The following is a 17,822-nucleotide window of genomic DNA, read 5'->3' on the forward strand; positions in this document are numbered from 1 at the left end:
CCGACCCCGAGGAGGTGCCCGATGGTCCTCGTCCTCGTCGCGTTCGCGATCGTCGCCCTGATCGTCCCCGCCCTGACCCCCGTCCTCGGCCGCCGCGTGTTCTACGTGGCGGCCCTCGCCCCCGCCGCGGCGGCGGCGCTGACGATCGCCCAGACCGACGCCGCCCTGCACGGCAGCGTCGTCGAACGGCACCGGTGGGTCCCCCAGCTCGACCTCGACGTCGCGCTGCGGATGGACGCCCTGTCGTGGGTGCTCGCACTGGTCGTGTCGATCGTCGGCGCGTTGGTGCTGGTCTACTGCGCCTCGTACTTCGCGCGGGACGAACCCGGGCTCGGTCGGTTCGCCGGGGTCCTGACCGCCTTCGCCGGCTCGATGTACGGCCTCGTGATCGCCGACGACGTGATCGTGCTGTTCGTCCTGTGGGAGGCCACGACGGTCTTCTCCTACCTGCTCATCGGGCACGACGCCGCGAAGCGTGCCAGTCGCGCCGCCGCCATGCAGGCCCTCGTGGTGACCACCGCCGGTGGCCTGGCGATGCTCGCGGGCCTCGTGATGCTCTCGGTCACGGCGGGCACGACCTCGCTGTCCGCGATCGTCGCCGATCCCCCGAGCGGCACGATCGTCTCGGTGTCGGTGGTCCTGGTGCTGCTCGGGGCGCTCACGAAGTCGGCGATCGTGCCCTTCCACTTCTGGCTCCCCGCCGCGATGGCCGCACCCACCCCGGTCAGCGCGTACCTGCACGCCGCCGCGATGGTGAAGGCCGGCATCTACCTGGTGGCCCGGCTCGCCCCGGCGTTCGCGCTGCTCGACGGCTGGCGCGAGACGATCACGCTGCTCGGCGTCGCCGGGATGCTCGTCGGCGGGTACCGGGCGCTGCGGCAGACCGACCTCAAGCTCCTGCTCGCCTACGGCACCGTGGCCCAGCTCGGGTTCCTCGTGCTCGCCGCCGGCTGGGGTGCGCCCGCGGTCGCCCTCGGCGGGGTCGCACTCCTCGTGGCCCACGCCGCCTTCAAGTCGACGCTCTTCCTCGTGGTCGGCGCGATCGACCACGTCACGGGCACGCGTGACCTCGGCCGGCTCAGCGGACTCGGACGCGCCCGCCCGTGGCTGGCGGTCGTCGCGGTGCTCGCGCTGGTGTCGATGGCCGGGATCCCACCGACGATCGGGTTCGTCGCGAAGGAAGCCGTGCTGACCGGGTTCACCGAGTCCCTGCACGGTCCCGACGCCGGCTGGGCCTGGTTCGCCCTGATCGGCGTGACCGTCGGTTCGGTGCTGACCGTGGCCTACTCGCTGCGGTTCCTGTGGGGTGCCTTCGCCCGGAAGCCCGGCGTCGCGACCACCGAGCCGCACGCCCTGCACGGCCTCGCCGTCGTGCCCTCGGTGCTCGCGCTGGCCGGACTCGCACTCGGCCTGTTCACGCCGCTGGTCGCGCACGGCATCGAGCCCGCTGCGACGACAGCGGCGCTCGGTGGACACGAGGTCCCGCACCTCGCGCTCTGGCACGGCCTCGAACCCGCACTCGGCCTGTCGGCGATCACCCTGGTCGGCGGCCTCGCACTGTTCGCCCTGCGCCGCCCGGTCGAGGCACTCCAGCACCGGCTCGCCGGGTTCCCGAGTGCCGCGGGCACGTACCGGCACGGCATGCGACTGCTCGACCGCGGAGCGACCGGACTCACCGCGAGCCTGCAGCGCGGCTCGCTCCCCTACTACCTGACGGTGATCCTGTCGGTCTTCGTCGCCGGGGCGCTCGCCAACCTGGTGCTCGGCGGGCCGTGGGAGTTCAACGTCCGGTTCGCCGACTCGTGGGGCCAGATCCCGGTGATGATCGTGATGTCGATCGCCGGCATCGCGGTGCTCACTGCGAAGACCCGGTTCGCCGCCGCGGTGCTGGTCGGCGTCACCGGCTACGGCCTCTCGGTGCTGTTCGTCCTGCACGGTGCCGTCGACCTCGCCCTGACGCAGCTCGTGGTCGAGACGGTCACCCTGATCGCGTTCGTCCTGGTCCTCCGGCGGCTGCCCCCGCGCATCGCCACCACCAACCCGTCGCGGTTCCGGGTCGTGCGGGCGCTCTTCGCCGGTCTGGCGGGGCTGACACTGGCGATCGTCGTCGTGGTGGCCGCCTCCGCCCGCACGGCCCGCCCCCTCTGGCCCGACCTGCCCGCGCTGACGAGCTCGTTCGGGCACGGTCTGAACGTCGTGAACGTCGCCCTCGTCGACCTGCGCGGCTGGGACACCCTCGGTGAGCTCACCGTCGTGGTCGCCGCGGCCACCGGCGTCGCGAGCCTGATCTTCGTGAACTCGCGCGAGGACACCCTGCCGCGACTGCGTGACCTGCCGGAGACCCTGACCGCGAACGGCGAGCGCACCGACGGTGAACCCCGCGCCTGGCTGCCGACGAGCGCCGCGATCCCGACCGGCCGCTCGGCCCTGCTCGACGTGGTCGTCCGACTGCTGTTCCACGGCCTGATCGTGCTGTCGCTCTACCTGCTGTTCGCCGGCCACAACTCGGCCGGCGGCGGGTTCGCCGGCGGTCTGGTCGCCGGCATCGCCCTCGCGGCCCGCTACCTGGCCGGCGGTCCCGCCGAACTCGGTGCAGCGGCCCCGGTGCGTGCCGGTCGCCTGCTCGGTCTGGGGGTCGCGACGGCCGCCGTCACGGCGATCGTGCCGCTGTTCTTCGGTCGCGAAGCCCTGTACTCCGAGTTCTTCGAGGCCACCGTCCCGATCCTCGGACACGTCGAGTTCGTCACCGCCACGTTCTTCGACATCGGCGTGTACCTGGTCGTCGTCGGCCTGGTGCTCGACGTCCTCCGCAGCCTCGGCGCCGAGGTCGACCGGCAGCGCCTCGAGGACGCCTCGACCCCGACCCGCGACACCACCGAGGGGTCCGTCAGCGACACCCTCGATGCCCCCACCCCGGAAGGGAGCGCCACATGACCGTCACCCTCGTCCTCGTGATCGCCATGGCGGTGCTGTTCTCGTGCGGCGTCTACCTGCTGCTCGAACGCTCCCTGACCCGGATGCTCCTCGGCTTCCTGCTGCTCGGCAACTCGCTCAACCTGCTGCTGCTGGTGATGTCCGGCGCCGCGGGCGACCCGCCGATCGGCGGGAGCGCCGAGGGCATCACCGATCCGCTCCCCCAGGCGTTCGCCCTGACCGCGATCGTGATCACCTTCGCCGTGAGCGCGTTCCTGCTGGCCCTGATCCACCGGTCGTGGCAGCTGTCCCGCGCCGACGAGGTCGAGGTCGACGAGGCCGACGCCGCGATCGGCCGTGACCGTGACGAGCCGGCCGACGAGGACCCGGAGACCACCACCGACGCAGAACAGGAGGCGACCCGATGACCTGGCTCGTCCCGCTCCTCGTCCTCGTCCCGCTGCTCGGTGCCGCGGTCGCGCTCGGACTCCTCCGCCACCAGAAGCTCCAGCGTGCGATCACCGTCGTGGTGCTCGTCGTGGCCCTGGTCGTCGCCGCCACGCTCATGGTCCTGGTCGACCGGCACGGCACGATCGTGGTGCAGGTCGGCGGCTGGGACGCCCCGTACGGCATCTCGCTCGTCGTCGACCGGCTGAGCGCCCTGCTGCTCACCGTCAGTGCGAGCGTCCTGCTGCTCGTCCTGCTGTTCTCGATCGGGCAGGGTCTGGCCGCCGACGACGAGGACGCCCCGGTCACGATCTTCTACCCGACGTACCTGGTGCTCGCCGCCGGCGTGCTCGACTCGTTCATCGCGGGCGACCTGTTCAACCTGTACGTCGCGTTCGAGATGCTGCTGGTGGCGAGCTACGTGCTCATCACGCTGGGCGGCAGCGAACAGCGCGTCCGGGCCGGCACGACGTACATCGTCACGAGCCTGATCGCGTCGGCGATCTTCCTCGCCGCCATCGGTCTGGTCTACGGCGCCACCGGCACGGTGAACATCGCGCAGATCAGCGAACGCGTCGCCGACCTGCCGGAGCACGTCCAGCTGCTCCTGCACACGATGCTGCTGATCGGGTTCGGCATCAAGGCGGCCGTGTTCCCGCTGGCGTTCTGGCTGCCGGACTCGTACCCGACGGCCCCGGCGCCGGTCACCGCGGTCTTCGCGGGCCTGCTGACCAAGGTCGGCATCTACGCGATCATCCGGCTCGAGACGGTGATCTTCCCGCGACCACAGCTCAACGAGGTGCTGCTCGTCGTCGCCGCACTGACGATGGTGGTCGGGGTGCTCGGCGCGGTGTCGCAGACCGACGTGAAACGGCTGCTGTCCTTCACGCTGATCAGCCACATCGGCTTCATGGTGATGGGCGTCGGACTCGGCACCGTCGCGGGGACGGCGGCAGCGGTGTTCTACACGGTGCACCACATCGTCGTGCAGACCACGCTGTTCCTGGTGTCCGGCCTGATGGAACGCGTCGGCGGGACGACCTCGACCCGGTCGCTCGGCGGACTGCTGAAGGCCGCACCGCTGCTGGCCGCCCTGTACCTGATCCCCGCGTTCAACCTGGGCGGGATCCCGCCGTTCTCCGGCTTCATCGGCAAGCTCGGCCTGTTCCGCGCCGCCGCCGAGGACGGATCCCCGATGGCGTACGTCACCATCGGCGCCGGCGTCGTCACCTCGCTGCTCACCCTCTACGCGCTCATGCGGGTCTGGGACGCCGCCTTCTGGCGGCCGAAGCCGGCGGCCGAGGCCGCCGCCCCGCACGCGACGAGCGCGGAACCGCACGCCCACCTGCGGTCGCCGGAACCGGCTCCCCTCACCGTCTCCGAGGAGACGGGCGAGGCCTACCACCCGGGAGGCTCGGTGACGGTCACCGACGCACCGCACGCAGCCACCGCCTCCAGTCCGACCACCGGCGCGACCGAGGCGGTCGGCGAGGCTCCCGAGAAGGTGCGCCTGCCGCGCATGCTCGTCGGGGTCACGACGATCGCGGTGCTCGGGTCCGTCGCGCTGACCGTCGTCGCCGGGCCGCTCTACGGCTACGCGACCCGCGCAGCGGAGTCGCTGGAGTCGCCCGACCGCTACGTGCAGGCCGTGCTCGGAGGTGAGCGATGACCGACGTCCGCCGCATCTCCAACGCCAGGCGGATCGCGCTGGCGTGGCGCTACGACGTGCCCCTCGTCGCGGGACTCACCGTGCTCTGGGCGCTGCTCTGGGGGTCATGGACCCCGCTGACGCTGCTGTGCGGCATCGTCGTGGCGCTCCTCGTCACCCAGGCGCTGCCGCTCCCGCCGGTCCCGCTGTCCGCACGGTTCTCGATCGTGCACGTGCTGCGGTTCCTGGTGGTCTGGTCCGGGCTCGTCGTCGTGGCGTCCTTCCGGGTCGCGTGGGTCGCGTTCCGTCCCCGCGGTGTGCGGCGCAGCTCGATCACGCTCGTACAGCTGCACTCCACGTCCGAGATGACCTTCACGCTGGCCACGCTCGCGATCTCGCTCGTGCCCGGCTCGTACGTCGCCGACGTGGACCTGCGGCGCCGTCGCCTGCTGCTCCACGTGCTCGACACCGAGCGCCCGGAGCAGGTCGAGGACGAACGCCGCGTCGCACTCCGGATCGAGGCCATGGTCATCCGCGCACTGGGCTCCAAGCAGGACGTCTCCGAACTGTCCGAGCCGCTGCCGGAGGTGACCCGGTGAGCCCCGCCGTCGTCGTGATGGGCATCGCCGTCGCGCTCGTGCTCGCGCTCCTCGGGGCGACGTTCGCCCTCGCGGTGTTCCGGATCGTGCGCGGCCCGACCATCCTCGACCGCATGATCGGCTCGGACATGGTGCTGACCACCGTGCTCGTGGTGATCGCGGCCGCGATGGTCATCCGCCAGGACCTGACCGGCATCCCCGTGCTCGTGGTGATCTCGGCGACGAGCGTGTTCGCCACGGTCGCCGTGGCCCGGGCCGTCACGCCCTCGGCGGACCCGTCCGACGAGGGACTGACCGTCACCACCCCCGAGCGCGCCGAGGAGGACCAGTCGTGATCGAGATCATCGAGTCGTTCGTCGACGACGCCGGCATCCGCGCCTGGATCGCCATCGCGCTGCTGCTCGTCGGGTCGCTGCTGTCGCTCGGCGCCGGGGTCGGCATCGTCCGGTTCCCGGACCCGCTCGTCCGTCTGCACGCGATGGCGAAGCCGCAGGTGCTCGGGCTCGCACTCGCGCTGGCCGCCATCGTCGTCGCGGTGTGGACGTGGACGGCGTTCTGGGTCGTGCTGCCGATCATGGTGTTCCAGCTGTTCCTGGTGCCCGTGTCGACGCACATGATCGCCCGCGCCGGCCTGCGCGCCGACGACTACCGGCACGAGGACCTGCTCGTCGACGACACGGAGTCCTGACGCACCGATCTGACGGAGCGGAGGCCCGTGGCGGCGTCGCCACGGGCCTCCGCTTCGGTCAGGCGCTCACGTTCGCGGTCAGGCGGTCGCGACCCGACGCGGGAGCAGCAGGTTGAGGACCGCGGCGACCACCACGATCGCGGCGGAGGCCGCCGGCAGCAGCATCGCCGCGGCGGTGCCGTGGTGCTCGGCGACGTCACCGGTGATGGCGGAGGCGATCGACTGGCCGACGATGACGGCGGACCCGAGGATCGTCATCGTGGTGGCGGAGCGGCCGACGGGTGACCGGTCCGAGCCGAGGCTGTACTGGGCGACCAGGGTGGGTCCGATCCCGATGCCCATGACCGCGAGGACGACGCCCGCGGCGACGACGGAGTCGGCGCTGGCGAACGCGACCGCACCGGCGAGGAGCACGACGCCGAAGACGAGCCAGCGCCAGCCGAGGCCGAAGGCCCGGGGGAACGCCGCCGACCCGAGCGCCAGCCCGGCGGACCCGATGCCCATCAGGCCGTAGAGCAGGCCGGCCTGCGAGGCCTCGCCGTGGGTCTCCATGAACGCCGTCAACGAGGTGAGCGTCGAGCCGAAGAACAGCCCGATGCCGAGGATGCCGACGACCACGACGACGAGCCGCGGACGCAGGAGCTGCCGCGCGGGCGCCTGCGTCGACTCCGCGTGCTGGCCGACCACGAGCTTGCCGGTCGGGTGCAGCGCGAACGCCGTCACGAACACGAACGTCAGGACCGAGGCGCCGGCGACGGCCACCCACGGGGCGATCGCGCTGGCGAGGATGCCGACCAGGAACGGGCCGATGATGAACACGGTCTCGTCGGCGGCGGACTCGTAGGCCATGGTGCCGCTGAGGGTCTTCTCGCGCCGCGCCGGGGCCATGCGCTGCCGGATGATCGCGACGAGCCGCGTGCGGGACATCGGGGCGACCTGCGGTGCCGAGGCGCCGATGCAGAACGCGACCGCGAGGACCGCGAGGTCGGGTGCGGTCCCGCTGACGACGAAGGGGAAGAGCCCGAGCAGCGCCGCGTTCACCAGGCCGACGGGGACGAGCACGGCGCGCTGTCCGAAGCGGTCCGCCGCGGCGCCCACCATCGGGCCGAAGATCGCGGAGCCGATGCCGACGGCGGCGGAGTTGATGCCGCCGAGGGCGACGGAGTCACGGGCGGCGACGACCAGGGTCAGGACGCCGACCACCATCATCGCGAACGGGAGCCGGGCGATGAACGCCACGGGGAAGTACCAGCGTCCGGCGAGGGAGACGAGCGAGCGGTCCGGAGCGGGCGGGGCGTCGCCGGTGGCGGGGGTGTCGCCGGTGGAACGGGTCTGGAGCATTGGGGTGTGCCTTCTCGGCCCGCCCGGTTCGGTGGCGGCGGACCCATCGGGTGCCGCCGTTGTCCGCCGGGGAGCCGGCGGCCGGTAGATACACACTGCGTGTTGTCGAACGCTGTCGATGGTACCAATCGGCCGCCGCGCACCGGAGGAGTTCGCTCCGGGCGCCGTCCCGCCGGCCGTCCGCGGTGCGGTCACAGACCGTCGCCTGCGGCGCCGCCAGCCGACAGTTCGTGACCAGTCGGCACGCGACCCGCGACGCGTCGTGACCACTCGCGGGCCGGTCGAGCGAGGCGAGGCGACACGACGCGATCGGGCGACGGACGGGAGGCGCGTGGCGGGGTGCCCCGGGCCTCCCGGCCGCCGCGCCGCGCGCTCAGGACCCCGCACCGGTCACGACACCCCGCCCGCCGTCCGCGGCGCGGTCGAAGACCGTCGCCTGCGGCGCCGCCAGCCGCCAGTTCGTGACCGGTCGGCACGCGACCCGCGACGCGTCGCGACCACTCGCGGGCCGGTCGAGCGAGGCGAGGCGAGGCGACGCGACGCGATCGGACGACGGACGGGAGGCGCGTGGCGGGGTGTCCCGCGCCTCCCGTCCGCCGCGCCGCGCGCCCAGGGCCCCGCACCGGTCACGACACCCCGTCGACCGTCCGCGGCGCGGTCGAAGACCGTCGCCTGCGGCGCCGCCAGCCGACAGTTCGTGACCGGCCGGCACGCGACCCGCGACGTGTCGCGACCAGTCGGCGGGATCCGCCGAGCGACGAGATACGACCGGCCGAGGGACTGCTGCGGCGTGGCGCTCGGGTCAGGAGACCTCGCCCGCGCGGGCTCCCGCCCACAGGTCGACGTCCGTGATGCCGACGGAGTGCTCGTCGATCACGCGGAGCTCCTCGTCGGTGAACGAGGTGTTCGACAGCGCGGCGACGTTGTCCTCGAGCTGCGACACCCGCGAGGCGCCGATCACGAGCGAGGTCACCCGCTCGTCACGGAGCGCCCAGGCGAGGGCGAGCTGCGCGAGGGACTGTCCGCGTGCGGCCGCGACGTCGTTCAGCGCACGGAGGTGCTCGACGACCTCGGGCGTGATGCTCGACGCGTCGAGGGACTTGCCCGCTGCCGCGCGGGAGTCCTCGGGCACACCGTTCAGGTACTTGCCGGTCAGCAGCCCCTGCGCCAGCGCGGTGAAGCCGATGACGCCGAAGCCGAGCTCGCCGGCGGCGTCGAGCAGCCCCTCGGTCTCGATCCAGCGGTTGAGCATCGAGTACGAGGGCTGGTGGATGAGGAGCGGCGTGCCGAGGTCGCGGAGGATCTCGGCCGCCTGCCGGCTGCGCTCGGCGTCGTACGACGAGATCCCGACGTACAGCGCCTTGCCCTGCTGGACCGCGGTGTGCAGGGCGCCCATCGTCTCCTCGAGCGGGGTGGAGGCGTCGAGACGGTGCGAGTAGAAGACGTCGACGTAGTCCAGGCCCGTGCGCTGCAGCGACTGGTCGAGCGAGGCGAGCACGTACTTGCGCGAGCCACCGCCCTGCCCGTACGGCCCCGGCCACATGTCCCAGCCGGCCTTCGTCGAGATGACCATCTCGTCGCGGTAGGGCCGGAAGTCCTCGCGCATCAGGCGGCCGAAGTTCACCTCGGCGGCACCGTAGGGCGGGCCGTAGTTGTTGGCGAGGTCGTGGTGGGTGATCCCGAGGTCGAACGCCCGGCGGCTGATGGCACGCTGGTTCTCGAAGGGCATGTCGTCCCCGAAGTTGTGCCAGTACCCCAGGGAGAGCAGCGGCAGGTCGAGGCCCGAGCGGCCGGTCCGGCGGTACGTCATCGAGTCGTAGCGGTCGTCACTGGCGATGTAGGTCATGGGACGAGCCTGGCACTCGATCGGGCCCCGGCCTCGCATGCTTCGCTTCGCGGACCCATGATGGGTGCACGAGACCACGAGGAGACGACGATGGCACGGACGACGAAGACCGAGACCACCTTCACCGACGAGGAGCGCGCGGCGATGCAGGAGCACGCCGCAGAGGTCAAGCGCGCCCGCGGCACCAAGGGCACCAAGGCCGAGAAGGCAGCGGCCGACGCCGCTGCGGTCGAGGCGAAGATCGCCGAGATGCCCCAGCCGGACCGGGGGCTGGCGGAGCGCATCCACCGCATCGCGCTCGAGGTCGCGCCCGAGCTCGCGCCGAAGCTCTGGTACGGCATGCCCGCCTACGCGCGGGACGGCAAGGCGGTGTTCTTCTTCCAGGACGCCGCGAAGTTCAAGGCCCGCTACGCGACGCTCGGGTTCCAGGACTCGGCCGCGCTCGACGACGGCACGTTCTGGCCGACGTCGTGGGCGATCAGCCCCGAGTTCTCCGAGGCCGACGAGGCACGGGTGGCCGACCTGATCCGTCGCGCGGTCGGTTGACGGTGCTCGGGCTGGGCGCCGCTCCCGTCTTCGCCCTGCTGTTCCTGGTGCTGTACGTCCTGGGGCGGCGACGGGACCCACGGATGCTCCGCAACGGGGTGTTCCTGACGGCGGCCGTGCTGTTCGGGCTCGCGACGGTCGTGGCCGTGCTCACCAGGGTGGTCCCCGGGTTCAGCCTGCTCGTCGCCGTGGTGCTGCTGCTCGTGCCGCTGGCCGTCGTGGTGCTCGGGGTCGCCCTGGTCGCGAACGGTCTGCAGATGCTCCGGGCCGAGGGGCGCAGCGTCGGCAACCTGCTGTCGCTCGCCGCCGGGGTGGCGGTGTTCGTGCTGCCGGCGGTCGCCATCGCCCTGCTCGTCTCGGGCAGCGGCGAGGGCTTCACGCTGTGGGACGGCACGAAGATCGCGATCGCCGTGCTGATGGTGTTCGTCTGCGGGTACTTCGCGCTGTCGCTGGTCGCGTTCGCCCTGTACTCGGTGGTCTACGGGCGGACGCGGCACGGCATCGTCCCCGACACGATCGTGGTCCTCGGCTCCGGGCTCGTGCACGGCGAGGTCCCGCCCCTGCTGCAGAGTCGACTCGACCGGGCGCTCGGCGTCTACCGGGCCGAACGGGCAGCCGGACGCCGACCGCTCCTCGTGCCGTCCGGCGGACAGGGCGACGACGAACCCCGCCCCGAGGGCACCGCGATGGCCGAGTACCTGGTGGCGCACGGCGCCGACGCGGACGACGTCGTCGCGGAGACCGCGTCGCGGAACACCCGCGAGAACCTCCGGTTCTCGCGGGACGTGCAGACGGCCGCCGGTCGGGACGGCCAGATGATCGTGGTCACGAACAACTACCACGTGCTGCGGGCGGCGACCCTGGCCCGCCGCCTCGATCTGCCCGCCCAGGTCGTCGGCGCGCGCACGGCGGCGTACTACGTACCGAGTGCGTTCCTGCGGGAGTTCGCCGCAGTGATCGTCGAGCACCGCTGGCTCAACGTGGTCGCCTGCACGCCGTTCGTGCTGTTCACCGGGTTCCTGCTCTGGGAGTCCTTCCAGCAGTAGGATCTCCACCATGGTCGAGATCCAGGCACCGCGGCCGACCGACCTGCTGCCCATCGGCGAGATCGTCCGCCGCACGGGCGTCGCCGCCTCGGCCCTGCACTTCTACGAGCGCAAGGGCCTGATCCACCCGGAGCGCACCGACGGCGGGACGCGGATGTACCCGCGGCACGTCGAACGGCGGATCGCGATCATCCAGGTGGCCAAACGCCTCGGCATCCCGCTCAGCGAGGTCGCCGAGCAGTTCGAGGCGCTGCCTGCCGACCGCATGCCCTCGCTGCGCGACTGGAACCGGTTGAACGAACGGTGGCGCGCACGGCTGCGGGCCCGCCAGCTCGAGCTCGAGCGCCTGCAGCAGGAGATGACGCAGTGCATCGGCTGCGGGTGCGTCTCGCTCGGAGCGTGTTCGGTCGTGAACCCGGGCGACACCCTGGGCGACGAGGGGCACGGCGCGCGTCGCCTGCTGCCGATCCAGGACGAGGCGGCGGAGGATGCCGCCGCCGCCGACAACGACGCAGCCGCCGCTGCCGCCGCCGCCGCCGAGGACGCTGTCGCCTAGCCCGCGCGGAGCCCGTCGTCGATCCGCTGCAGCAGCTCCAACGCCTCGACCGCACCCCGTTCGTCGCCGCCGAGGGCCGTCCGGAGCTTGCCGGACCAGTGCCGGTAGAGCCGGTCCACGCTCTCCTGGGCCAGGGCGGTCGAGTGCAGCTGCACGGTCCGGGCGTCCGCCGGGTCCTGGCGCCGCTCGACCATGCCCTTCGCCACGAGCGACCGGAGTGCGACGCTGAGGTTGCTGCGCTGCAGGGCGGTCGCCTCGGCGGTGGCGCTGGGCGAGGTGCCGGGATTGCGGTTGATCCAGCGCATCACGAGCGCTTCGGTGCCGGTCAGCGGCACGATGTCGAGGGTCTCGGAGCCGTGTGGATCGATGTCACGCGCGATCCGGAGCAGGACGTCCGCGAACTCGGCGAGGACGTGGTCGGACACGGCGGAGTGCATGACCGTACTGTACCGATCTCCGGCGATGAGTTATGCTTTCATAACAATGACCACGGACACCGGAACCATCCGCGCGACGATCGCGACACCCACGACCAAGCAGCAGGGCATCACGACCGCGCTGCTCCTGGTGCTCGGCCTGCTCAGCGCCGTCGCCCCCTTCGCCACCGACCTGTACCTGCCGGCGTTCCCGCAGATGACCACCGAGCTCGGGGCGAGTGCCACCGCCGTCCAGCTCACCCTCACCGCGTTCCTGGTGGGCGTGACCGCGGGCCAGCTCGTGTTCGGTCCGCTGTCCGACCGGTTCGGCCGCGTGCCGCCGCTCATCGCCGGTGCCGCGGTGTGCGTGCTCGCCAGCATCGCCGCGGTGCTCGCGCCGAACATCGGCGTGCTCATCGCGGCCCGCTTGCTGCAGGGCCTCGGCGGTGCAGCCGGCATGGTGATCAGCCGTGCGGTCATCTCCGACCTGGCGACCGGCAAGTCCGCCGCCCGCGCGTTCTCGCTCATGATGATCGTCGGCGGGGTCGCCCCGGTCGTCGCACCGCTGCTCGGCGGCCTGCTCACCGGCCCGATCGGCTGGCGCGGCCTGCTCTCGATCGTGCTCGGCCTGTCGGTCGTCATGCTCATCGCGGTCCTCGCCGTGATCCGCGAGACCCACCTGAAGGAACACCGCGACGCCCTGCGTGCGGAACGCCGTGGCTCCGGCTCGGCCCTGCGTGCCCTGCGCTCCCGCACGTTCCTCGGTTACACCGCGGTGTTCGGCTTCGCGTTCGCCGTGATGATGGCCTACATCTCCGCGTCGCCGTTCCTGTACCAGGACATGATCGGCTTCGGCACGGTCGGCTACGGCCTGACCTTCGGGTTGAACGCCCTGGCGCTCATGGGCGTCAGCATCCTGTCCGCCAAGCTCACCGCGACCCGTTCGGTCACGGGCGTGCTGTCGCTCGGCATCGTGCTGGTGCTCGCGTCGACGGTGGCGTTCGCGCTGCTCGTCGTCTCCGGGGCGCCGGTCATCTGGCTCGCCGTGCCGCTGTTCACCGCGGTCGGTTCGCTCGGTCTGGTGCTCGGCAACGCCACGGCACTCGCCCTCGGCGCCGTGCCGTCGGCTGCCGGCAGCGCCTCGGCCGTGCTCGGTGCCCTGCAGTTCGGGCTCGCGGCGCTCGTGTCCCCGCTCGTCAGCATCGGCGGCTCGGACACCGCGGCGCCGCTGGCGATCGTGATGCTCGCCGCCGCCGTGGTCGCCGTCGCGGCACTGCTCGCGGCGCGGGGCCGGACCAGCACGCTCCGCTGACGCGGAACGGCGCCGCCCGCTGACCCGGAACGACACTGTCGACGTCGTACGACATCGACAGTGTCGTTCCGCATCGACCAGACCACCGTCCCCCGACCCGACCCGACCCGACCCAGCCCAAGCCCCAGACCCAGCCCCAGCCCAAGCCCAACCCGCCCGGCGTCAGCCCCGCCCCGGCCGCAGGAACGGCACCCGCGGCATGAGCCAGTCGACCCACACCACCCGCACCCCCGGCGCCACGGCGAGCGCCCACAGGATCGAGGCAGCGGCGTCGGTCGGGTAGTGGACCGCGTCGATCGACACCGCGAAGAACACGATCACGATGGCCACGACCCCGAGCGTCAGGGCGAGCCGGTGCCACCGGGTCTCGCGGAGCAGCCAGATCAGGGCGATGACGAACGCCGTGATGTAGACCGTGTGCCCGCTCGGGTACCCGGGGTCGGGCTGCACGGGGAACGGGTGCGGCAGCACGGCGACGTCGGGCCGGGCGCGGTGCACGATCTCCTTCACGATCGCGGACGGCACCCAGGTGATCGCGATGGTGCCGCCGAACGCCAGGGCCGGTCGCAGGTCTCGCGTGCGCCACCAGATCACGGCGACGACGACGACCGTGATCCCGATCGCCGGTGCCGGACTGATCACGTGGTAGACCGCCGTGCTGAACGCCCCGATGAACCCGGTGTGCAACGCGTTGAGGGCCTTGGACAGCCCGAGGTCCACGGTGCCGAGGGTGAACCCGACGATGGTGATGACGACGACCGCGATGACGGCGATCGCCACCGAGACGAGCGGGTACGGCGAGCGCTCGAGGATCCCGTACGCGGCGGGCTCCCGTCGGCGGGGACGGAGGAGCGGCGCGTCGTCGGTCATCCCGCCATCGTCGCAGCACGACCCCGGCATCCTAGGGCGAGTGAGCCTCACAAAACTCCGAAAGCGTTCAGCGCAGCGGTCGCGAGTAGACAGGGCACATGCCAACCGTTGCCGAGAACATCGTCGCCACCCTCCGCGCCAACGACATCCACCGGGTCTACGGCCTGCCCGGGGACTCCCTGAACGGCTTCACCGACGCCCTGCGCAAGGACGGCACGATGCGGTGGGAGCACGTCCGTCACGAGGAAGCGGCCGCGTTCGCCGCCTCTGCCGAAGCCGCCCTGACCGGTGACCTGACCGTCTGCGCCGGCAGCTGCGGGCCCGGCAACCTGCACCTGATCAACGGCCTGTACGACGCGAACCGTTCGCGGGTGCCGGTGCTGGCGATCGCCGCGCACATCCCCACGGCCGAGATCGGCTCCGGCTACTTCCAGGAGACGCACCCGCAGGAGCTGTTCCGCGAGTGCTCCGTCTACGTCGAGTACGTCGCCGACCCCGTCCAGATGCCCCGCCTGCTCGAGATCGCCATGCGTGAGGCGATCGAGAAGCGCGGCGTCGCGGTGCTCGTGATCCCCGGCGACGTGCTGCTCGCCGAGGCGAAGGACGACCGCACCACCCGCATCGAGCGGGCCACCCCGCGCATCGTGCCGAGCGAGACCGAGCTGCAGCGCACCGCCGACCTGCTGAACGGTGCCGACCGGATCACGATCCTGGCCGGAGCCGGCGTCGCGGACGCCCACGACGAGGTCGTCGCCCTGGCCGAGCGGCTGCAGGCCCCGATCGTGCACGCACTGCGTGGCAAGGAGTACATCGAGTACGACAACCCGTACGACGTCGGCATGACGGGGCTGCTCGGCTTCGCCTCCGGGTACCGCGCGATGGAGGACGCCGACGTCGTGCTCATGCTCGGCACGGACTTCCCGTACCAGCAGTTCTTCCCGGCCAAGGCGAAGCACGTGCAGGTCGACATCCGCGGCTCGCAGCTCGGCCGACGGCACCCTGTCGACATCGGGCTGGTCGGCACCGTCAAGGACACCGCCCTCGCACTCATCCCGCTGCTGACCGGCTCGCACCCGACGAAGCACCTGGAGGACTCGCTCAAGCACTACCGGAAGACCCGCGAGAAGCTCGACGACCTGGCGGTGCCGGCCGGCAGGAAGAAGCCGCTGCACCCGCAGTACGTCGCCCGGGTGCTCGACCGGCTCGCCGCCGAGGACGCCGTGTTCATCCCCGACGTCGGCTCCCCCGTCGTCTGGGCCTCGCGCTACCTCACCATGAACGGCAAGCGCCGGCTGATCGGCTCGTTCGTGCACGGCACGATGGCGAACGCCGTCCCGCAGGCGATCGGTGCGCAGACGGCGTTCCCGGACCGGCAGGTGATCGCCCTGGCCGGTGACGGCGGGCTGACGATGCTCCTCGGTGAGCTCATCACGATCGTGCAGAACAAGCTGCCGGTGAAGATCGTCGTGTTCGACAACTCGTCGCTCAACTTCGTCGAGCTCGAGATGAAGGCCGCCGGCTTCGTGAACTACGGCACCGAGCTGCAGAACCCGGACTTCGCCGCCGTCGCCGAGGCGATCGGCATCAAGGGGTTCCACGTCGACGTGTCCGACGACTTCGAGGACGCCATGGCCGCCGCGCTCGCGCACGACGGTCCCGCGCTCGTGTCGGTCCGCGCGAACCGCCAAGAACTCTCCATGCCCCCGGCGGTCACGCTCGAGCAGGCGAAGGGCTTCACGCTCTACGCCATCCGCACGGTGCTGTCGGGTCGCGGCGACGAGCTGCTGGACCTCGCGTCCACCAACGCGCGCCAGCTGCTGTAGACGCGACCGGACGACGGCCGGGAGGCGCGGTGCCAGCTGGAACCGCGCCTCCCGGCCGTCATGACGTCACCACCCGAGCGTCTGGCCGTCCTCCAGGAACACGCCGGTGGGGCCCTCCGGGCCCGCGCTCGCGGCGGCCGCGATCGTCGCGGCGCTGACCTCGACGGGGCGACCGTGCGGGTTCGGCATGCCACCGAACTCGGTGGCCGTGTAGCCGGGCTCGATCGCGACGAAGTGCACCTCGGGCACGACGCGTGCGTACTGCACCGTCAGCATCGAGACGGCGGCCTTGGACGCGCCGTAGACCACGGCCGGCACGGTGAACGCGGGCTTCGACGGGTCGTGGGTGGCGGTGAAGGAGCCGAGCGCGCTCGACAGGTTCACCACGATCGGGTTCGCGGAGCGACGCAGGAGCGGCAGCGCGGCCTCGGTCGCGCGGATGGCGCCGACGGCGTTCGTGTCGAAGACGGCGAGTGCGTCCGGCCCGCTCTGCCCCCAGACGGCGATGCCGGCGTTGTTGACCAGCACGTCGAGTCCGCCGTTCTCTTCGACGTGGGCGAAGGCCGCGGCGACCGAGTCGTCGTCGCGGACGTCGAGCTGGACGGAGCGGGCGCCGATCTCGGCGGCGACCGCGGCGCCCTGGTCGGCGTCCCGGGCCCCGATCCAGACGGTGTGGCCCGCCTCGACGAGCTGGCGGGCGGTTTCCTTGCCGAGGCCGCGGGTGGCCCCGGTGATGAGTGTCGTTGTCATGGGTCCAGCGTCACGCTCGGCGACGACCGCAGGGAGTCACCCGGTTGTCGTAGGACCGGCAGGGCCAGGACCCGGTCGCCCGTCGCGCGCAGACTGGGGACATGGCGGACACGGACTTCGGGCACACCCTGCGGCGGCTGCGCGACCACGTCTCCCCCGAGGCGGCGGGCATGGTCGTCGGGCCGCGTCGGCGCGCGACCGGTCTGCGGCGTGAGGAGCTGGCCGGCCTCGCGGGGATCTCGGCCGACTACCTGACCCGGCTCGAGCAGGGGCGGGCGACCTCGCCGTCCGCCCAGGTGGTCGAGGCGCTCGCGCGGTCGCTGCGGGTCGCCGATGCCGACCGCGAGCTGCTCTACCGGCTCGCCGGGCACGCGGTCCCCGGTGCCGAGGTGGTGCCGTCGCGGATCCCGCCGAGCGTGCAGCGGCTGCTCGACCGACTGGCGGACACCCCCGTCGCGGTGCTCGACGCGGCCGGGAACCTGCTCGTCGCCAACGCCCCGTACGACGCGCTGATGGGGCCGATCGGGGCACTGCGCGGGAACGACCGGAACACCGCGTGGCGGCACCTGGTCGGATCGGGCAGCCGAGCCGTGCACACGCCCGAGGAGCAGGCGACCTTCGAGGCGAACCTGGTGGCCGGGCTCCGGATGACCGCGGCCCGCTACCCGCTCGACCGCCAGCTGCAGCAGCTCGTGCGGGACCTCCGGGCGGCGAGCCCGCGGTTCGTCGAGCTGTGGGACTCGGGCGCGACCGCGCTCGGCGAGACCGCCCGCCGGAAGGTGATCGACCACCCGGACGTCGGGCGGATCACGCTCGACTGCGACACCCTGGTCGTCGGGCCGGAGGACCTGCGGATCCTGGCGTACACGGCCGAGCCCGGGTCGGTGGACGCGGAGCGGCTGGCCCTGGCGATCGTGGTGGGGACGCAGTCGTTGGTGGAGTGAGGCGGGCCGTCGCCCGCGGTCGGGCGGCCGGCCGTCGGCCGGCGTCCGGCGGCGTCGCACAACCAAAGTGACCTCGA

At 72.1% G+C, this 17,822-nt stretch carries 17 protein-coding genes; 12 read left to right on the forward strand and 5 right to left on the reverse strand.

What is annotated here, in order from left to right; genetic code table 11:
* Nucleotides 1-21: 21 nt before the first annotated feature.
* The 6 genes from HQQ79_RS02165 to mnhG are packed head-to-tail and all read left to right on the forward strand — an operon-like array spanning nt 22 to nt 6,295.
* Entirely contained in the window at nt 22-2,934 is a 2,913-nt protein-coding gene (locus HQQ79_RS02165; RefSeq protein ID WP_173032339.1) for a Na+/H+ antiporter subunit A, read from the forward strand.
* Complete coding sequence (locus HQQ79_RS02170; RefSeq protein ID WP_173032340.1) at nt 2,931-3,341, forward strand: Na(+)/H(+) antiporter subunit C; 411 nt, start codon at nt 2,931-2,933, stop codon at nt 3,339-3,341. Before HQQ79_RS02165 ends, HQQ79_RS02170 begins: the two co-directional genes overlap by 4 nt.
* A complete protein-coding gene (locus HQQ79_RS02175; RefSeq protein WP_173032341.1) occupies nt 3,338-5,029 on the forward strand; it encodes a Na+/H+ antiporter subunit D in 1,692 nt (563 codons plus the stop codon). The genes HQQ79_RS02170 and HQQ79_RS02175 overlap by 4 nt, the downstream gene beginning before the upstream one ends.
* Entirely contained in the window at nt 5,026-5,607 is a 582-nt protein-coding gene (locus HQQ79_RS02180) for a Na+/H+ antiporter subunit E (RefSeq protein ID WP_051597117.1), read from the forward strand. The genes HQQ79_RS02175 and HQQ79_RS02180 overlap by 4 nt, the downstream gene beginning before the upstream one ends.
* Entirely contained in the window at nt 5,604-5,942 is a 339-nt protein-coding gene (locus HQQ79_RS02185) for a hypothetical protein (RefSeq protein ID WP_051597118.1), read from the forward strand. Before HQQ79_RS02180 ends, HQQ79_RS02185 begins: the two co-directional genes overlap by 4 nt.
* On the forward strand, nt 5,939-6,295 hold the full coding sequence (mnhG, locus tag HQQ79_RS02190; protein ID WP_051597119.1) for a monovalent cation/H(+) antiporter subunit G: 357 nt from the start codon (nt 5,939-5,941) through the stop codon (nt 6,293-6,295). Before HQQ79_RS02185 ends, mnhG begins: the two co-directional genes overlap by 4 nt.
* 78 nt (nt 6,296-6,373) lie before the next feature.
* On the opposite strand, the gene HQQ79_RS02195 is transcribed toward mnhG, so the two are convergent.
* Together HQQ79_RS02195 and mgrA are read right to left on the reverse strand one after the other, a co-directional pair.
* Nucleotides 6,374-7,636, reverse strand: coding sequence for an MFS transporter (locus HQQ79_RS02195; RefSeq protein WP_173032342.1), 1,263 nt, complete (start codon nt 7,634-7,636; stop codon nt 6,374-6,376).
* Between the two features lie 802 nt (nt 7,637-8,438).
* Entirely contained in the window at nt 8,439-9,482 is a 1,044-nt protein-coding gene (gene mgrA / locus HQQ79_RS02200; RefSeq protein WP_071245810.1) for an L-glyceraldehyde 3-phosphate reductase, read from the reverse strand.
* A 90-nt stretch (nt 9,483-9,572) separates the two neighbouring features.
* On the opposite strand from mgrA, the gene HQQ79_RS02205 reads away from it, so the two are divergent.
* The 3 genes from HQQ79_RS02205 to soxR are packed head-to-tail and all read left to right on the forward strand — an operon-like array spanning nt 9,573 to nt 11,630.
* A complete protein-coding gene (locus tag HQQ79_RS02205; RefSeq protein WP_196783353.1) occupies nt 9,573-10,028 on the forward strand; it encodes an iron chaperone in 456 nt (151 codons plus the stop codon).
* 2 nt (nt 10,029-10,030) lie between these two features.
* Nucleotides 10,031-11,074, forward strand: coding sequence for a YdcF family protein (locus HQQ79_RS02210; RefSeq protein WP_367948038.1), 1,044 nt, complete (start codon nt 10,031-10,033; stop codon nt 11,072-11,074).
* Between the two features lie 10 nt (nt 11,075-11,084).
* Nucleotides 11,085-11,630 carry a redox-sensitive transcriptional activator SoxR gene (gene soxR, locus HQQ79_RS02215; protein ID WP_254066051.1) on the forward strand — a complete coding sequence of 182 codons (546 nt, stop codon included), beginning with the start codon at nt 11,085-11,087 and terminating at the stop codon, nt 11,628-11,630.
* Here soxR and HQQ79_RS02220 read toward each other — a convergent pair.
* Nucleotides 11,627-12,067, reverse strand: coding sequence for a MarR family winged helix-turn-helix transcriptional regulator (locus HQQ79_RS02220; RefSeq protein ID WP_216852147.1), 441 nt, complete (start codon nt 12,065-12,067; stop codon nt 11,627-11,629). The genes soxR and HQQ79_RS02220 overlap by 4 nt on opposite strands.
* A gap of 46 nt (nt 12,068-12,113) precedes the next feature.
* Between HQQ79_RS02220 and HQQ79_RS02225 the strand changes: the two genes are divergently transcribed.
* Nucleotides 12,114-13,358, forward strand: coding sequence for a multidrug effflux MFS transporter (locus tag HQQ79_RS02225; RefSeq protein ID WP_173032344.1), 1,245 nt, complete (start codon nt 12,114-12,116; stop codon nt 13,356-13,358).
* A gap of 162 nt (nt 13,359-13,520) precedes the next feature.
* Here HQQ79_RS02225 and HQQ79_RS02230 read toward each other — a convergent pair whose 3' ends face one another.
* The gene (locus HQQ79_RS02230; protein WP_071404807.1) at nt 13,521-14,228 is read right to left on the reverse strand and encodes a phosphatase PAP2 family protein; all 708 of its coding nucleotides are present in this window, start codon (nt 14,226-14,228) and stop codon (nt 13,521-13,523) included.
* A 98-nt stretch (nt 14,229-14,326) separates the two neighbouring features.
* Between HQQ79_RS02230 and poxB the strand changes: the two genes are divergently transcribed.
* Complete coding sequence (gene poxB, locus HQQ79_RS02235) at nt 14,327-16,051, forward strand: ubiquinone-dependent pyruvate dehydrogenase (RefSeq protein ID WP_173032345.1); 1,725 nt, start codon at nt 14,327-14,329, stop codon at nt 16,049-16,051.
* A 66-nt stretch (nt 16,052-16,117) separates the two neighbouring features.
* Here the strand turns inward: poxB and HQQ79_RS02240 are convergent, their stop codons facing one another.
* On the reverse strand, nt 16,118-16,801 hold the full coding sequence (locus tag HQQ79_RS02240) for an SDR family NAD(P)-dependent oxidoreductase (protein WP_173032346.1): 684 nt from the start codon (nt 16,799-16,801) through the stop codon (nt 16,118-16,120).
* Nucleotides 16,802-16,902: 101 nt separating this feature from the next.
* Between HQQ79_RS02240 and HQQ79_RS02245 the strand changes: the two genes are divergently transcribed.
* Complete coding sequence (locus tag HQQ79_RS02245) at nt 16,903-17,745, forward strand: helix-turn-helix transcriptional regulator (RefSeq protein WP_173032347.1); 843 nt, start codon at nt 16,903-16,905, stop codon at nt 17,743-17,745.
* The last annotated feature ends 77 nt before the right edge of the window (nt 17,746-17,822 follow it).

Source organism: Curtobacterium sp. VKM Ac-2852 (assembly GCF_013205045.1).
Taxonomy (GTDB): Bacteria; Actinomycetota; Actinomycetes; order Actinomycetales; family Microbacteriaceae; genus Curtobacterium; species Curtobacterium flaccumfaciens.

Coding starts and splice junctions, on each gene's coding strand:
- HQQ79_RS02165 (WP_173032339.1), top strand. CDS start 22: ATGGTCCTCGTCCTCGTCGCGTTCGCGATCGTCGCCCTGATCGTCCCC.
- HQQ79_RS02170 (WP_173032340.1), top strand. CDS start 2,931: ATGACCGTCACCCTCGTCCTCGTGATCGCCATGGCGGTGCTGTTCTCG.
- HQQ79_RS02175 (WP_173032341.1), top strand. CDS start 3,338: ATGACCTGGCTCGTCCCGCTCCTCGTCCTCGTCCCGCTGCTCGGTGCC.
- HQQ79_RS02180 (WP_051597117.1), top strand. CDS start 5,026: ATGACCGACGTCCGCCGCATCTCCAACGCCAGGCGGATCGCGCTGGCG.
- HQQ79_RS02195 (WP_173032342.1), bottom strand. CDS start 7,636: ATGCTCCAGACCCGTTCCACCGGCGACACCCCCGCCACCGGCGACGCC.
- mgrA (WP_071245810.1), bottom strand. CDS start 9,482: ATGACCTACATCGCCAGTGACGACCGCTACGACTCGATGACGTACCGC.
- HQQ79_RS02205 (WP_196783353.1), top strand. CDS start 9,573: ATGGCACGGACGACGAAGACCGAGACCACCTTCACCGACGAGGAGCGC.
- soxR (WP_254066051.1), top strand. CDS start 11,085: ATGGTCGAGATCCAGGCACCGCGGCCGACCGACCTGCTGCCCATCGGC.
- HQQ79_RS02220 (WP_216852147.1), bottom strand. CDS start 12,067: ATGCACTCCGCCGTGTCCGACCACGTCCTCGCCGAGTTCGCGGACGTC.
- HQQ79_RS02225 (WP_173032344.1), top strand. CDS start 12,114: ATGACCACGGACACCGGAACCATCCGCGCGACGATCGCGACACCCACG.
- HQQ79_RS02230 (WP_071404807.1), bottom strand. CDS start 14,228: ATGACCGACGACGCGCCGCTCCTCCGTCCCCGCCGACGGGAGCCCGCC.
- poxB (WP_173032345.1), top strand. CDS start 14,327: ATGCCAACCGTTGCCGAGAACATCGTCGCCACCCTCCGCGCCAACGAC.
- HQQ79_RS02240 (WP_173032346.1), bottom strand. CDS start 16,801: ATGACAACGACACTCATCACCGGGGCCACCCGCGGCCTCGGCAAGGAA.
- HQQ79_RS02245 (WP_173032347.1), top strand. CDS start 16,903: ATGGCGGACACGGACTTCGGGCACACCCTGCGGCGGCTGCGCGACCAC.